This is a genomic window from Pseudonocardia kongjuensis (assembly GCF_039526905.1).
Taxonomy (GTDB): domain Bacteria; phylum Actinomycetota; class Actinomycetes; order Mycobacteriales; family Pseudonocardiaceae; genus Pseudonocardia; species Pseudonocardia kongjuensis.
In genome coordinates, this window is record NZ_BAAAJK010000007.1 from 1 (window position 1) to 15,863 (window position 15,863).

General features: G+C 75.6%; 10 protein-coding genes and 1 pseudogene. 9 read left to right on the forward strand and 2 right to left on the reverse strand.

Features of this window, described 5'->3' with window-relative positions:
* A pseudogene (locus tag ABD160_RS10370) lies at positions 1-1,008 on the forward strand (hypothetical protein); the annotation flags it as partial.
* Between the two features lie 46 nt (positions 1,009-1,054).
* Here ABD160_RS10370 and sbnA read toward each other — a convergent pair.
* Positions 1,055-2,023, reverse strand: coding sequence for a 2,3-diaminopropionate biosynthesis protein SbnA (sbnA, locus tag ABD160_RS10375; protein WP_344021737.1), 969 nt, complete (start codon positions 2,021-2,023; stop codon positions 1,055-1,057).
* Between the two features lie 448 nt (positions 2,024-2,471).
* Here sbnA and ABD160_RS10380 point away from each other — a divergent pair, with 448 nt between their 5' ends.
* Genes ABD160_RS10380 through sbnB form a run of 4 tightly spaced genes read left to right on the forward strand, consistent with a single transcriptional unit; the run spans position 2,472 to position 11,276 of the window.
* Positions 2,472-6,674: a Pls/PosA family non-ribosomal peptide synthetase gene (locus ABD160_RS10380; protein WP_344020923.1), complete on the forward strand. Its 4,203-nt coding sequence runs from the start codon at positions 2,472-2,474 to the stop codon at positions 6,672-6,674.
* Entirely contained in the window at positions 6,671-9,220 is a 2,550-nt protein-coding gene (locus ABD160_RS10385; protein WP_344020925.1) for a non-ribosomal peptide synthetase, read from the forward strand. The genes ABD160_RS10380 and ABD160_RS10385 overlap by 4 nt, the downstream gene beginning before the upstream one ends.
* 23 nt (positions 9,221-9,243) lie before the next feature.
* Positions 9,244-10,209, forward strand: a complete 966-nt coding sequence (locus ABD160_RS10390) for a TauD/TfdA family dioxygenase (protein WP_344020927.1) — start codon at positions 9,244-9,246, stop codon at positions 10,207-10,209.
* Positions 10,206-11,276, forward strand: coding sequence for a 2,3-diaminopropionate biosynthesis protein SbnB (gene sbnB / locus ABD160_RS10395; RefSeq protein ID WP_344020929.1), 1,071 nt, complete (start codon positions 10,206-10,208; stop codon positions 11,274-11,276). Before ABD160_RS10390 ends, sbnB begins: the two co-directional genes overlap by 4 nt.
* Positions 11,277-11,287: 11 nt before the next feature.
* On the opposite strand, the gene ABD160_RS10400 is transcribed toward sbnB, so the two are convergent.
* Positions 11,288-11,809 carry a hypothetical protein gene (locus tag ABD160_RS10400; protein ID WP_344020931.1) on the reverse strand — a complete coding sequence of 174 codons (522 nt, stop codon included), beginning with the start codon at positions 11,807-11,809 and terminating at the stop codon, positions 11,288-11,290.
* A gap of 103 nt (positions 11,810-11,912) precedes the next feature.
* Between ABD160_RS10400 and ABD160_RS10405 the strand changes: the two genes are divergently transcribed.
* The 4 genes from ABD160_RS10405 (at position 11,913) to ABD160_RS10420 (ending at position 15,795) form a co-directional block, all read left to right on the forward strand.
* Positions 11,913-12,611, forward strand: a complete 699-nt coding sequence (locus tag ABD160_RS10405) for a response regulator transcription factor (RefSeq protein ID WP_344020933.1) — start codon at positions 11,913-11,915, stop codon at positions 12,609-12,611.
* Positions 12,611-13,888, forward strand: coding sequence for a sensor histidine kinase (locus ABD160_RS10410; RefSeq protein ID WP_344020935.1), 1,278 nt, complete (start codon positions 12,611-12,613; stop codon positions 13,886-13,888). Before ABD160_RS10405 ends, ABD160_RS10410 begins: the two co-directional genes overlap by 1 nt.
* A gap of 20 nt (positions 13,889-13,908) precedes the next feature.
* Positions 13,909-15,240 (forward strand): cytochrome P450, encoded by a 1,332-nt coding sequence (locus tag ABD160_RS10415; RefSeq protein WP_344020937.1) that lies wholly within the window; start codon positions 13,909-13,911, stop codon positions 15,238-15,240.
* A 111-nt stretch (positions 15,241-15,351) separates the two neighbouring features.
* Positions 15,352-15,795 (forward strand): PepSY domain-containing protein, encoded by a 444-nt coding sequence (locus ABD160_RS10420; protein WP_344020939.1) that lies wholly within the window; start codon positions 15,352-15,354, stop codon positions 15,793-15,795.
* Positions 15,796-15,863: the final 68 nt, after the last annotated feature.

Sequence of the window (15,863 nt, forward strand, 5' to 3'; positions counted from 1 at the left end):
GCGGCCGGGGCGGCCGGGGCGGCCGGGGCGGCCGCAACCGGGAGGGAGCAGCCCGGGGTGCGGGCCGGGGTGGATCCGGGGGCGGCGGACACGGGGTCCGGCCCGGCGACCGGGGCCGGACCGCACCCGCAGCCGGCCGGGGCGGACCGGGCCGGGGCCGACCGGACGCGCACCGGGCCGGGAAACGGGCAGCCCGCCGGATCCACCGACGGCGGGCTGGTCGGCCGGGTGCTGGAGCTGCTGCGGGCGGCGGAGGCGGTGCTCCCCGACCCGGGACCGGTGCGGGCCGCGGCCGAGCGGCTCGCCACCGCGGCGGGCGACGGGCACACCGGCACCGCGGGCACCGACGGCACAGCAGGCGGCGGTGCGGACCACAGCAGCACGGACAACCACAGCACGGACCACGACAGCGCGAGCCGGGACAGCACGGACCACGGCAGCGCGAGCCGGGACAGGGCGGACCACGACAGGGCGGGCCACGGCGGGCCGGACCACGACGATGCGGACCACGGCGGTGCGAGCCGGGACCGCGCGAACCAGGACAGGGCGAACCAGGACAGGGCGAACCGGGACAGGGCGAGCCGGGACACCCCGGACCGGGCCGACGTGCACGCCGCGCGGACGGCGCTGCGGGCCCTGGAGGACGCGGTCGCACAGGCACCGCGGGACCGGACCGAGGACCTGCGCTACCGGATCGAGCAGCTCCGCGCCGGGGCGCACGAGCTGGTCGAGGTGGAGCTGACCGAGATCCTGCGGGACGGCGGCGCGGTGTTGCCCGGCCGGGTCCGCGAGGCCGCGGAACGGATGCTGGGCGGGCACGGGACGGACCCGCGGGACCGGCTCGGGCTGCCCGCCGACGCGGACGCGGACGCGATCGGCCGGGCCGCGGCCGAGGAGCTGCTGCGCTGGCAGCGCCGGGCGGCGCATCCGGCGTCCACCGGCACCGTCCGGGACGTCGCGCTGGTGGTGGTCCGGGTCTGCGAGCGGATCCTCACGCCCGGCGGGTGAGCGGCGGCCCGCCGGGCCGACCGGGGCGGGGCGGCAGCGGTCGCCGTCAGGCCACGGCGACCGGGCGCAGGACGTCCTCGCCGTAGAGGTCCTCGACCCAGTGCTGCTGGTAGATGGTGTCCAGGTAGCGCTCGCCCAGGTCCGGGGCCAGCGCGACGGCGGTGGTGCCGGGGGTGCCGTGCACGTCCAGCCAGGCGGCGGCCCCGCTGACGACGGTGCCGGTCGATCCGCCGAACAGGAACCCGGTGCGGGCCAGCGCGTGGCAGGTGCGCACGGTGTCCCGCTCCTCGACCAGCACCACGTCGTCGACCAGGGACTCGTCGAGCTGGGCCGGCCGGACGCCGCTGCCGAGCCCGGGGATCATCCGGCGGGCGGCCGGGCCGCCGAAGGTGACCGACCCGACGCTGTCCACCGCGACGATCCGCACCGGCCGGTGCCACGCGCGGAAGAACCGGGCGCAGCCCATCAGGGTGCCGCAGGTGCCCGCACCGACGAACAGCACGTCCAGCTCGGGGAACTCGGCGGCGATCGCCGGGGCGGTGGTGGCGTGGTGGGCGCGCCAGGCGTTCGGGTTCGCGTACTGGTTGAGCCACACGAACCGGTCGTCGGAGGCGCACAGCGCGCGGACGTGGTTCATCCGGGCGCCGAGCAGGCCGTGCTCCGGGTCCGGCTCGGTGATCACGTGCACCTCGGTGCCCAGCGACTCCATCAGCCGCCGGGTGGCGAGGTTGCAGCGGTTGTCGGTGACGCAGACGAACCGGTAGCCGCGGTTCGCGGCAATCATGCTCAGGGCCACCCCGAGGTTCCCGGACGACGACTCGACCAGCGCCGAGCCGGGCCGCAGGATCCCGTCCCGCTCGGCGGCCTCGACCATCGCCGAGGCGGCCTTCAGCTTGACCGACCCGGCGAAGTTGAAGCCCTCGCACTTGAGGTGGAGCGGGACGTCGACCAGCGACCGCAGGTCGACGTAGAGGTCGTCCTGGTTGAACTGCTGGGGGCCGGTGATGATCGTCATCGTGATCGCCTCGTTCCGCTCGTCGGGACCGGTCACCACAGTCCCGCCGCGGCGCGCGCCGCTCGATCGTGTGCACACCCCGACCCGCGGTGGCCGCCCCCGGAGCGGGGTGGGGACAACCCCAGGGGGCCCACCCCGCCGACATCGCGGCCGTTCCGGCGCACGCTCGTCGGGTCCGGTCGTCCCGGACGCGACCCGCGAGGAGCGCCCGACCATGACCGTCGTCAGAACTGGCTATTCCGATCCCCCCGGCACGGACGCCCACGGCCGGGGGTTCCGCCCGGACGGCCCCGCTGAGCTGGCGGCTGTCCCGCGGACCGGCGACGACCGAGATCATCGGGCGGCGACCGGCGCGTTGACCGGCATCCCGGCCGGTGCCAGCCTCCCCGCTTGCGTCGAGTCCCGGCCGGCGGCGCCGGTCGTGCGCTCCTCACCGGGAGGAGGCCCCGTGTCCGCGCCGCCACGTCCCGGGCAGCCGACCCGCGACCGCACCGCACCGGCCCAGCAGGCCGGTCCCGCCGTGCCGCTGTCCCGGCTGGTGCTGGTCGACGAGCGCGAGGCCCAGGGTTCCCGGGTCCGCCGCGACGAGCGGCTCGACCACCTCTTCGAGCAGCGCTGCGACTGGATCGCCCGGTACGGCCGCGCCGACCGGCTGGCGATCGACTCCCCCGAGCTGTCGCTGACCTATCCCGGGCTGGACGCCCGCGCCAACCGGCTGGCCCGGTACCTGCGGCTGTGCGGGATCACCGCGGGCGACCGGGTGGCGCTGCTGATCGACGTCGCGGCACTGGCGCACGTCGCCGTGCTGGCGGTGCTCAAGATCGGCGCGACCTACGTCGCGCTGGACCCGTCCGCACCGACCGGGCGGCTCGCCTGGATCGTCGAGGACTGCCGGGCCCGCGCCGTGCTCACCCTGTCCCACCTGGAGCAGCGGGTGGCCGAGCTGGACCTGCTGGCCGCGGGCGGCGCGCAGCTGGTGCACCTGGACCGCGCGCAGCGGCTGATCGACGAGATGGACCCGCGCCGGCTGATCGACGCCGAGCGCGGCGTGCTCGACAATCCGCTCGCCTACATCAGCTACGCCTCGGTGTCCGGCCGGCCCGAGGGCGTCGCGATCTCGCACGCCGCGATCTGCAACTTCGTGAAGGTCGCCGCGGAGATCTACGGCATCCGCTCCACCGACCGCGTCTACCAGGGGATCCCGCTCGCGTTCGACTTCTCGGTCGAGGAGATCTGGGTGTCCTGGGTCAGCGGCGCCACCCTGGTCCCCCGGCCGGCCGGCCCGGGGCCGCTCGGCGCCGAGCTGGCCGCGTTCCTGGACACCCACCGGGTCACCGCGCTGTGCACCGTCCCGGAGGTGCTGGCCACCCTCGACGCCGAGCTGCCCGGACTGCGGTTCCTGCTGGTCTGCGGCAAGGACGCCCGGCCCGACGAGCTGCGCCGCTGGCAGCGTCCGGGGCGGCGGCTGCTCAACGTGTACGGCCCGCCGGAGGCGACCGTGACCGCCACCTGGGCCGAGGTGCTGCCCGGCGCACCGGTCACGATCGGCATCCCGCTGCCCACCTACAGCACCGTCGTGCTGGACCCGGCCGATCCGCACCGCGCGCTGCCGCACGGCGAGGCGGGCGAGATCGGGATCGCCGGGATCGGCCTGGCCTGCGGCTACCTGGACCGCGACGACCTGACCGAGCAGGTGTTCGTGCGGGACGTCCTCGGCATCCCGGGCAACCCGTCGGGGCGGATCTACCGCACCGGCGATCTCGGCCGGGTCAACGCGCAGGGGCAGCTGGAGTACCTCGGCCCGCTGGGCGGGCGGGACCGGGCCCGGGACCGCTACCGGCCGGACGGGCCGGTCCCGGTGCCGATGCCGGCCGCACCGCCGTCGGCACCGGTGCCGGCCGGGGCACCGGCGGGTGCGGCGGAAGCGCTGGCCGGGGTGCTGGCGACCGTGCTGTCCGACGTGCTCGGCAGCCCGGTGACCGCGGGCAGGCACTTCTTCGACGACCTGGGTGCCGACTCGATGACGATGGCCCGGTTCTGCGCGCGGGCCCGCAGCCATCCCGGTCTGCCGCCGGTCTCGATGAAGGACGTCTACCGGTACCCGACCCTCGACACGCTCGCGGCGGCGCTGGCCGACGACGGTTCCAGCCCCGCCGAGCGCAGCCTGCTGGAGACGCTCGCCGAGGCGCTCGGCGGCGGGACCGGCGAGATCGGGCCGGAGCAGCACTTCTTCGACGATCTCGGTGCCGACTCGATGACGATGGCCCGGTTCTGCGCGCTGCTGTGCCGCCGGGTCGACCTGCCCGCCGTCTCCATCAAGGACGTCTACCGCTGCCCCACCGTCCGCTCGCTCGCCGTCGCGCTCGGCGTCGCGGGCACCCCGGACGGCCCGGGGCCCCGACCGGCCGGGCCCGGCACCGGTCCCGCCGAACCGGAGCTGCCCGAGCCGGTCGGCACGCCGCACCACCTGCTGTGCGGGGCGCTGCAGGTACTGGCGTTCCTCTGCTTCTCCTCGGTCGGCCCGCTGGTCGCCTACCTCGGCCTGCACTGGGTCGCCGCGGCCCCCGGCTGGGCCGGTCTCTACCTGCGCGCGGTGGCGTTCACCGGCGGATCGTTCCTGGTCCTGTGCACCCTGCCGATCCTCGCCAAGTGGGTGCTGATCGGGCGCTGGACACCCCGCCGGATCCGCGTCTGGAGCCTGCCCTACCTGCGGTTCTGGATCGTCCGCACGCTGGTCCGGTCCAGCCCGCTCGCGCTGTTCACCGGATCCCCGCTGCTGGTGCTGTACCTGCGCGCGCTGGGCGCCCGGATCGGGCCGGGGGTCACCCTGCTCACCCCGAACGTCCCGGTCTGCACCGACCTGATCTCGATCGGCGCGGGCACCGTGGTCCGCAAGGACGCGTTCCTGTCCGGCTACCGGGCCCGCGACGGCGTGATCGAGATCGGCCCGGTCACCCTCGGCCGGGACGTGCTCGTCGGGGAGAAGACGGTGCTCGACATCGGCAGCACGCTCGGCGACGGCGCCCAGCTCGGGCACACCTCGGCGCTGTACGCGGGCGGATCGGTGCCGGCCGGGCAGTGCTGGCACGGATCGCCCGCCCGGCCGGCCGGCACCGACTACCGGGTCGTCCCGGCGCTGCCGGTGCCGACCGGGCGCCGGTTCTGGTTCGGGACGGCGCAGCTGGTCGCCCTGCTCGCGTTCTCCGCGCCGGTGCTGCTCGGCGTCGCCGCCGCACTGCTCACCCAGGTCCCGGCGTTCGGCGCGCTGGCCGAGACCGACACGCCCCCGACCAGCGGCGCCTTCTACCTGGAGGGGCTGCTCGCGGCCGGCCTGCTGTTCGTGGCCTCGACGCTGGGCGGGCTGCTCGTCGTCGGGACGCTGCCGCGGCTGCTGCGGCTCGCCGTCCGGCCGGACCGGGTGTACCCGCTGCACGGCGTGCACCACTGGCTGCACCGGCTCGTCACCCGGCTGACCAACCGGAAGTTCTTCACCGAGCTGCTCGGCGACAGCTCGTTCGTCGTCGGCTACCTGCGCTGGATCGGCTACCGGCTGACCCCGGTCGTGCAGACCGGGTCGAACTTCGGGATGGCGGTCGTGCACGAGACGCCGTACCTGTGCTCGGTCGGCCGCGGCACCGTCGTCGCCGACGGTCTGTCGATGCTCAGCGCCGACTACTCGGCGTCGTCGTTCCGGCTCTCGCCGGTCTCGATCGGCGCCGACAACTTTCTCGGCAACAACATCGCCTACCCGGCGCAGGGCCGCACCGGCGACGACTGCCTGCTCGCGACCAAGGTGATGGTCCCGATCGACGGGCCGGTCCGCTCCGGCGTCGGCCTGCTCGGCTCGCCCGCCTTCGAGATCCCGCGCTCGGTCGACCGGGACACCGGTCTCGATCTGCCGCCGGACGAGCAGGCCCGCCGGCTCGCCGCCAAGGACGTGCACAACGCCGTCAGCATCGGCCTGCGGCTGCTGACCCGGTGGCTGCACCTGGCCGGGGTGCTGCTGCTGACCACGGCGGCGTGGGACCTGTCGCGCACGGCCGGGGTGCTCGCGTTCCTGCCCCTCCCGGCGGCGGTGCTGCTGTTCACGGTGGCGTTCTACGTGGTCGTCGAGCGGCTCACCGATCCGCTGCAGGTGCTCGCACCGGACGGCCGCTCGATCTACGACCCCGCGTTCTGGCGGCACGAACGCGCCTGGAAGGTGCCGTCCGAGGCGTACTTCACGCTGTTCGACGGCACCCCGCTCAAGCCGGTCCTGTGGCGGCTGCTGGGTGTGCGGATCGGCCGCCGGGTGTTCGACGACGGCTGCTTCCTCACCGAGCGTTCCTTCACCGCGATCGGCGACGGCGCCACCCTCAACACCGGGAGCATCGTCCAGTGCCACTCCCAGGAGGACGGCGCGTTCAAGTCCGACCGCACCGCGATCGGGGCCGGCGTCACGCTCGGCGTCGGCGCCTTCGTCCACTACGGCGTGCGGCTCGGCGACGGCGCGGTCCTCGCCCCGGACTCGTTCCTGATGAAGGGCGAGCAGGTGCCGCCCGGCGCCCGCTGGGGCGGCAACCCCGCCGAGGAGCTCGCCCCCGGCCCGGCACCGGCACAGCCGGCCGACCCGGCCCCCGTCCCCTCGATCCCCGGAAGGCCGATCCGATGACGACACCCGCACGGTCCCGCGACCACTGGCGTCGCGTCCTGGAAGCCGCAGGCCCCACGACGATCCCGCTCTGGTGCACCGATCCGGTACCGGGCACCGCGGTGCACGAGGTCCCGCTGACCGGGACCGCGGTGGCCTGCCCGCCGGACGGCGCGGTGCTGCTGGCCGCGCACGCGGTCGTCCTCGCCGCCCTCACCGGCGAACCGGACGTGCTCGTCGGCTACCGCCCCGAACCCGACGGCCCGGTCCTGCCGTGCCCGGTCGCGGCCGGGGCACCGACCTGGCGGGAACTGCTGGCCGGGGCCCGGGCCGCGGAGAGCGAGCTGCTCGCGCACCGGGAGACCGCCGCCGACGGCGTGCTCGCCGAGCTCGGCCTGCCCGCGATGCCGTTCGGCACGGTGCTCGATCCGGCCGGGGACGGCGGGGACCCGCCGCCCGGCGCGGTGCTCGCGGTCGCGCTCGTCCGGTCCGGCGGGCGGCCGCTGCTGCGGCTGCGGTACCGGACCGACGCCGTCGACGGCGGGTTCGCCGCCCGGATCGCCGGCTACCACCTGACGGCGCTGGACCGGATCGCCACCGCCCCGGACGCCGATCCGCGGCGGCCGGGCCTGCTCTCCGCCGGTGAGCTGCGGTTCCAGCTCGACGGACTGGCCGGACCGGACCGGGAGCTGCCCGACCGCCGCTTCCACGAGCTGTTCGAGGACCGGGCCGCGGCGCACCCGGACGCGGTCGCGATCGAGCTCGGCGACCGGCGCCGCACCTACCGGGAGCTCGACGAGCGGGCGAACCGCCTCGCGCACGGCCTGCTGCGCGCGGGCCTGCGGGCGGAGGACGTGGTCGCCGTCGTCACCGAGCGGAACCTGGACTGGGCGGCCGCGGTGCTCGCCGTGTTCAAGGCGGGCGGGGTGTACCTGCCGGTCGAGCCGCACTTCCCGGCCGAACGGATCGCGACGACGCTGTCCCGGGCGGACTGCCGGTTCGTGCTCACCGAGCCCGGCTCCACCGCGAACCTGGACCGCGCGGCGGCCGCCCGGCCGTCGATGCAGGTCCGGTCGATGGACGATCCGGCCCTCGACGATCTCCCGGCCACCGCGCCCGGCGTCGCGGTGCGCGCCGACCAGCTCGCCTACATCTACTTCACCTCCGGATCGACCGGCACCCCGAAGGGTGCGATGTGCGAGCACGGCGGGATGCTCAACCACCTGCTCGCCAAGATCGAGGATCTCGGCGTCGGCGAGGGGCAGGCGGTCGCCCAGACGGCGCCGCAGTGCTTCGACATCTCGCTGTGGCAGCTCGTCGCGGCGCTGCTGGTGGGCGGGCGCACCGTGCTCGTCGAGCAGGAGCTGATCCTCGACGTCGACCGCTACCTGGACCGGATCGAGCGGGCCGGCGTGCACGTGCTGCAGGTGGTGCCGTCGTACCTGGAGGTGCTGCTGTCCAGCCTGGACGCGCACCCGCGGGAGCTGCCGGACCTGCACACCGTCTCCACCACCGGTGAGGCGCTCAAGGCCGAGCAGGCGCACCGCTGGTTCGCCGCGCGCCCCGGGATCCGGCTGGCGAACGCCTACGGCCTGACCGAGACCTCCGACGACGTCACCCACGAGATCCTGGAGCGGGTCCCGGCGAACGGCCGGATCCCGCTCGGCCGGCCGATCCGCAACACCACGGTGCTGGTGGTCGACGCCGACCTGGAACCGGTCCCGCTGGGCGCACCCGGCGAGATCGTCTGCGCCGGGATCTGCGTCGGGCGCGGGTACGTCAACGACCCGGACCGCACCCGGGCGGTGTTCGTCGACGACCCGCACCGGCCGGGGCGGCGGCTCTACCGCAGCGGCGACCACGGCCGCTGGCTGCCCACCGGCCGGCTGGAGTTCCTCGGCCGCCGCGACGCGCAGGTGAAGGTCCGCGGCTTCCGGATCGAGATCGGCGAGATCGAGAACGCGCTGACCAGGGCGCCCGGGGTGCGCGACGCCGCGGTCGTGGTCGACGGGCGCGGCACCGGCCTGGTCGCGTTCTACTCGGCCACCGGCCCGGTCACCGCGGACGCGCTCCGCGAGCGGCTGGCGGTGACCCTGCCGGAGTACATGGTGCCCTCGGTGTTCCACCGGCTCGACGCGCTGCCGCTCACCCCGAACAGCAAGATCGACACCAAGGCGCTGGCCGCGATCGCCGCCGAGCCGGATCCCGGCGACGGCGTCGAGCCACCCGCCACGCCCACCGAGCGGCGGGTCGCCGCGGTCTGGGCGACCGTGCTCGGCGTCGAGCGGATCGGCCGCGGCGACGACTTCTTCGCACTCGGCGGCAGCTCGCTGTCCGCGGTGAAGGTCGTGCTCGGCCTGGACCGGGTCGTCTCGCTCTCGGAGCTGACCGAACACCCGGAACTGGCCGCGCTGGCCGCGCTCCTCGACCGCCGCACCGGCACCGCCGGCTCGGCCGGCTCTCCCGGCACCGCCGGCTCGGCCGGCTCTCCCGGCACCGCCGGCTCGCCCGGCACCGCCGGGGACCGTCCGCGCACCCCGGCCACCGATCTGCTCAGCACGCCGTGAGCACCGACCGAACGGAGCATCCGATGACCCAGTCCTCCCTGCTCGACGTCGAGATCAGGCCCGGCCGCCCACCGCTGCTCCCGGCGTCGGCGATCCGCGGCATGCCGTGGGAGGAGTTCCGCGGCGCGCTGCGCAGCGCCGTCGTCGAGTACGGCTCGGTGATGGTCCGCGGGTTCGGCCTGACCGGCCCGGACGACGTCGCCGGTGTCTTCCGCGGACTGGCCGACCGGCTGATGACCGAGCGGGAGGCGTTCGCCGCCCGCGACGTCGTCGCCGACGGCGTGTACACCTCCTCGGCCTGGCCGGCCAACCAGCAGATGTGCATGCACCACGAGCTCAGCTACGCGCTCGACGCCCCCGGCCTGATGATGTTCGCCTGCCTCGCCGCCCCGGCCTCCGGCGGCACCACCGGCGTCGCCGACTCGGCCGCCGTGCTCGACGCGCTGCCGCCCGGCGTCGTCGAGCGGTTCGAGCGGGACGGGTGGCTGCTGGTCCGCAGCTACAACGACGAGATCGGGGCGACCGTCGCCGAGTCGTTCGGCACCGACGATCCGGCGGCCGTGGAGGCGTACTGCCGGGCCAACGCGATCGAGTTCGCCTGGCAGCCCGGCGGCGGCCTGCGCACCCGGCAGCGCCGACCCGCCGTGCTGCGCCATCCGGTGACCGGGCGGCGCTGCTGGTTCAACCAGATCGCGTTCCTCAACGAGGCGACGATGGCCCCGGAGGTGCGCGAGTACCTGCTGGAGGTCTACGGGCCGGACGGCCTGCCCTTCACCACCCGCTTCGGCGACGGCGAGCCGCTGCATCCCGAGCTCGTCGAGCTGATCACCGACACCTACGAGCTGCACACCCTGCGCGAACCGTGGCAGGCCGGGGACCTGCTGCTGGTCGACAACGTCCGCACCGCGCACGGCCGGGACCCGTTCGACGGCGACCGCTCGGTGCTCGTCGCGATGGCCGACCCGATCCGTCCCGGCGGGCCGGCGTGACCGCCGGGACCGCCCCGGACGCGGGGCCGGCGCCGGCCGGCCCGCTCGCGCCGCCGCCGTTCGCCGTCGTCGGCGGGGCGCAGGTCGCCGCCGCGCTGGCCGGCCGGGAACGGGAGATCGTCGAGCTGGTCGCGGACACCTACCGGCTGCACGGCGCCGGCGCGACGGTGAACCCGCCGTCGTACTTCCTGCGGTTCCCGGACCGGCCGGCGTCGCGGATCATCGCGCTGCCCGCCTCGCTCGGCGGCGATGCCCCGGTCGACGGGCTGAAGTGGATCTCCAGCTTCCCCGGGAACGTGGCCGCCGGGATCCCGCGCGCCTCCGCCGTGCTGATCCTCAACGACCACGACACCGGCTATCCGTTCGCGGTGCTGGAGAGCTCCATCATCAGCGCCACCCGGACCGCCGCGTCCGCCGCGCTGGCCGCCGACCTGCTCACCCGGGACCGGGCCCGGCCGCTGCGGATCGGGTTCGTCGGCACCGGGCTGATCGCCCGCTACGTGCACACCTTCCTCGCCGGGACCGGCTGGGAGTTCGCCGAGATCGGCCTGCACGACCTGTCACCCGCCGGCACCGACGGGTTCGCCCGCTACCTGGCCCGGACCGGCGCGCCCGGCCGGGTCACCGTGCACGACGACGCCGGGCCACTGGTCCGGGCCGGCGACCTGATCGTGTTCGCCACCGTCGCCGCCCGCCCGCACGTGCACGACCCGGACTGGTTCGCGCACCGTCCGGTGGTGCTGCACGTGTCGCTGCGCGACCTGGACCCGCGGATCCTGCTCGACGCCTGCAACGTCGTCGACGACGTCGAGCACTGCCTGAAGGCCGAGACGTCACCGCACCTGGCCGAGCAGCTGACCGGCGGCCGCGACTTCCTGGACGGCACCCTGGACGACGTCATGTCCGGACGGCTGCGGGTCCCGGCCGACCGCACGGTGGTGTTCTCGCCGTTCGGACTCGGGGTGCTCGACCTGGCCGTCGGGGGGTGGGTGCACGACCGGGTCGCGCGGGACGGTGGGCTGCGGGTGGTCGACGACTTCTTCCACGAGCGGAGCAGGCACGGCTGAGGCCCGGGCGCTCAGTCGTCCGGGATCGTCTCGACCCGCCCGGCAGGGGTGCCGTCGGCGCAGCTCAGGGTGACCCGGACGTCGGCGTCCTCGCCGTCGAACTCGACCTGGTTCGGCGCGAGATCGTCGTCGTCCTCGCGCTCGAAGCCCTGCGCCGGGTTCACCGACACCACGTACGGCGTCCCGCCCTCGCAGCGGACCAGGATCGTCCCGGCCTGCCCGGCCGGGACCACGCCGACCGGCTCCGGCGCCGGCGCCGCCGGGGCGGGGGCGGCCCCCTGCCCGGGCACGGGCGCGGCTCCGGGATCACCGGGCACGGCACCGGGCGCGGCACCGGTCGCCGGTCCGCCGTGCCGGTCCAGCTCGGCCCGGACCTCCTCGGCGGCCAGCGGCTGCACCGTCGAACCGCCGGCCAGGCCGCTGCCGATGGCGCCGACCGCGGTCAGGCCCAGCAGCAGCGCGCCGGCCGCCGCGGCGATCCACAGTCCGGCGGCGAGCCCGATCCGGGTGGTGCGCTTGTTCGGGGGGTTCACCCGCACAGGATGCCCCGGCGGACGGTTAACGCATCCCTAAGGCAGCCCGAAAGCCCGTCCGCGGTGCGCGCCCGGAGCGGTCCGGCAACTAGGTTCTGGATCCGTGGCCCAGATCCTGATCGTCGAGGACGACCCCGCCATCCGTGGCGCGCTGATCCGCGGGCTGGGCGAGCGCGGGCACGCCGTCGACTCGGCACCGACCGCGATGGCCGGGCTGGAGTCGGCCGTCGGGAAGCGGCCGGACCTGGTGGTGCTCGATCTCGGCCTGCCCGACATGGACGGCACCACCATGCTGCGGATGCTGCGCGGCGCCAGCACCGTCCCGGTGATCGTGGCGACCGCCCGCGACGACGAGACGGAGATCGTCGCGGTGCTCGACGCCGGCGCCGACGACTACCTGGTCAAACCGTTCTCCGCGGCGCAGCTGGACGCCCGCATCCGGGCCGTGCTGCGCCGGCTCGGCGACGGCACGCCGGACCCGACCGTCGTCGTCGGAGAGCTGTCGGTGGATCCGCGCTCGCGGCGCGCCCGGCTGGACGGCACCGAGCTGGAGCTGACCCCGCGCGAGTTCGACCTGCTGCACTACCTGGCCGCCCGCGCCGATCAGGTGGTCAGCAAGCGGGAGCTGGTCACCGAGGTGTGGCAGCAGCCCTACGGCGGCGCCGACAAGACCGTCGACGTGCATCTGTCCTGGCTGCGCCGCAAGCTCGGCGAGACCGCGCAGCAGGCCCGCTACCTGCACTCGGTGCGCGGGGTCGGGATCCGGCTGTCCGCCCCGGACGACCCGCCGGGCGGCGGCTGATGCGGCGCCGCATCCTGGTGCTCGTCGGCGCGACCGTGCTGCTGGTGCTGGTGGCGTTCGCCGTCCCGCTGGCCGTGCTGGTGCGGACGGTCGCGGTGGACACCGCGCTGTCCACCGCGACCACCCAGGCGCAGTCGCTGACCCCGCTGGTCGCGACCGCCGACCGGGCCACCATGGAACCCACCGTCGCGCTGGCCGACGACCGCAACGCCGGCGACGTGTCGGTGATCCTCGCCGACGGGACCGTGTTCGGGGCGCCCGCGCCGCGCAGCGACCTGGTCGAGCTGGGGCTGCGCGGGGTCAGCGCGTCGACCGAGGCACCCGGCGGGCGGGAGATGGTGTTCTCGGTGCAGGGCGCGACGGCCGGCAACAGCGTGATCCGGGTGTTCGTGCCGGACGCCGAGCTGACCCGCGGCGTCGCCCGGTCCTGGCTGCTGCTGGCCGGGCTGTCGGTCGTCCTGCTGGCCGGCGGGCTGCTGATCGCCGACCGGCTGGCCCGCTCCCTGGTGGACGCCACCACCGACCTGTCCGGGGTGTCCGAGCAGCTGGCCCGCGGCGATCTCGCCGCCCGCGCCGATCCGGACGCCCCGGCCGAGCTCGGCGTCGTCGCCCGCGCCCTGAACGGGCTCGCCGGGCGGATCTCGGAGCTGCTGCGGGAGGAACGGGAGAACGTCGCCGATCTCGCGCACCGGGTCCGCACCCCGCTGACCGCGCTGCGGCTGGACGCCGAGGCACTGCGCGATCCCGACGAGTCCGGCCGGATCTCGGCCGGGGTGGACGGCGTGCAGCGGGCCGTCACCGGCGCGATCGAGCAGGCCCGGCGGCGCGGCGGCGAGGGCCGGGCCGCGGACGCCGCCGCCGTCGTCCGGGAGCGGGTCGCGTTCTGGCAGGTGCTCGCCGAGGACACCGACCGGGCCGTCACCCTGGACCTGGCCGACGGCCCGCTGCCGGTCGGCTGCGCGCCCGGCGACCTGGAGGCGTGCGTGGACGCGCTGCTCGGCAACGTCTTCGCGCACACCCCGGACGGCACGGCGTTCGGCGTGGAGCTGAGCGGGCGCTCCGCGGGCGGCGCCCGGCTCGTCGTGTACGACGCGGGCCCCGGCCTGCCGCCGGGCACCGACCCGACCTCGCGCGGGGTGAGCGGCGGCGGGTCCACCGGCCTCGGGCTGGACATCGCGCGGCGGACCGCCGACTCGGCCGGGGGGCGGCTGATCCTGTCCGGGCCGCCCGGGGCGGGACTGCAGGTGACCCTGGAGCTCGCCGGGCCGCAGCCCTGAGGGCCGTTACCCTCACCCCGGTGGGACGACGACTGCCCGGTCCGCGCGGGCCCGCCGCGACCCTGGGGACCACCGCCGGCTTCGCCACCCGGCCGCACCACACCCTGCTCGGGCTGCGCGACCGGTACGGCCCGGTCGTCGAGTTCGGGATCGGTCCCGGCCGGCTCGTCGCGGTGTTCGGGGCGGAGGCCTGCGCGTTCGTGTTCGGGCACGACGAGCACTTCAGCAACCACGAGATGTTCGAGTCGGTCGCACCGCTGAGCGGGGACACCGCGCTGCTGCTCAGCGACGGCGAGCCGCACCGCCGACGCCGCCGGATCGCCGCGACCGGGTTCACCCGGCGCAGCATCGCCGGCTACGTCCCCGCGTTCACCGGCAACGCCGACCGGGTCATCGACGGCTGGCGTCCCGGCGACCGCGTCGACCTGCACCAGGAGTTCCGGACGGTGATCCGGCGGGCCACCCTGGAGGTGCTGTTCGGCCCGGACCTGGCCGGCGACGCCGACCGCATCGGCGCGATGCTCGGGCCGCTGCTCGCCTTCGTCGACGGCGACGCCGTGCTGCAGCAGCTGCGCCGCGCCTTCCGGGCCCGCGCCTGGCGGGATGCGCTGGCCGGGCGCGCCGAGGTCGACCGGATCGTCCGCGCCGAACTGCACCGCCGCAGTTCCGACGCGCCCCGGCCGGACCTGCTGGGCAGGCTCGCCACCCCGGTGGACGGCGTGCAGCTCACCGAGACCGAGCTGCTCGACCAGGTCGTCAGCACCGTCGTCGCCGGCTACGAGACGACCAGCGCAGCGATGGCCTGGATGTGCCTGACCGTGCTGGGGGCGCCGGCGATCCGGGACCGGGCCCTGGCCGAGGTGCTCACGACCTGCGGTGACGCCCCGCCCACCCACGACGACCTGCCCCGGCTGCCGTTCCTCGATCAGATCGTGCACGAGACGCTGCGGCTCTACCCACCGGCGTCGATCAGCGGCCGGTACGTGCGGCGCGGGTTCACCGTCGCCGGACACGACATCCGGCCGGGAACCCGGCTGCTGTTCAGCCCGCTGGTCACCCACCGCGACCCGGAGATCTGGGACCGCGCGACCACCTTCCTGCCGCAGCGGTGGGATGCCGGCCGGCCCGGTTTCCGCCGGCCCGGGCCCGGTGAGTTCCTGCCGTTCGGCGGCGGGGCGCACCGCTGCCTGGGGGCGGCGCTCGCCGTCGCCGAGCTCACCGTGCTGCTCGCCCGGCTGGTCGTGCGGGCCGAGCTGGAGCCGGTCCCGGCGCCGGTCCGGCCGGCCGGCTTTCTCGCGATGCGCCCGGTGCACGGGGTACCGGTCCGGGTACGGTCGGTCCGGCCCCGCTGATCCCTAACGCGTCGTTAGGGATCGGGTAGCGCGGTGTTGGTGCGCGCGGCGGCATCGTTCCTCCCGACACGAGCGAGAGCCGCTCACCAGACGTCACGGAGGAAGATCCGAATGCGCACCAGGACGACCGTCGCCGCCGTCGCCGCCACCGGCCTGCTCCTGATCGGCGGGGGCACCGCGCTGGCACTGGGCTCCGGCTCCGGCGCCACCCAGGCCCCGGTCGCGCCGACCGCAGCGACCGCACCCGAGCTGCCCGCCTCCGGCTCTGTTCCCGACCCGGCTCCCGGGGCCGCACCCGGTGCCGGGCCGGCGCCGGTCGCGCCGCAGCCCGCCGTCGACCGGGCGACCGCCGAGCGGATCGCGCTGGAGCTGGCCGGCGGGGGCCGGGTCACCGAGGTCGAGTTCGACCGGGCCGACCGCGATGACGACGACGACCGCGACGACCGCGACCACTGGGAGATCGACATCCGGGACGGCGCCGTCGAGCACGAGATCGACGTGGACGCCGCCACCGGCGAGATCCTCGACCACGACATCGACCGGGACGACGACTGACCCTGCCGGACCGCCTCCGCGAAGATCCCTGTCCCGGGAGTGCCGGGTGCCGTTCGGAGCACCGGCAC

Bases quoted from the DNA above. Each gene is read 5' to 3' on its own strand.
- sbnA (WP_344021737.1), bottom strand. From the start codon at position 2,023: ATGACGATCATCACCGGCCCCCAGCAGTTCAACCAGGACGACCTCTAC.
- ABD160_RS10385 (WP_344020925.1), top strand. From the start codon at position 6,671: ATGACGACACCCGCACGGTCCCGCGACCACTGGCGTCGCGTCCTGGAA.
- ABD160_RS10390 (WP_344020927.1), top strand. From the start codon at position 9,244: ATGACCCAGTCCTCCCTGCTCGACGTCGAGATCAGGCCCGGCCGCCCA.
- ABD160_RS10410 (WP_344020935.1), top strand. From the start codon at position 12,611: ATGCGGCGCCGCATCCTGGTGCTCGTCGGCGCGACCGTGCTGCTGGTG.
- ABD160_RS10420 (WP_344020939.1), top strand. From the start codon at position 15,352: ATGCGCACCAGGACGACCGTCGCCGCCGTCGCCGCCACCGGCCTGCTC.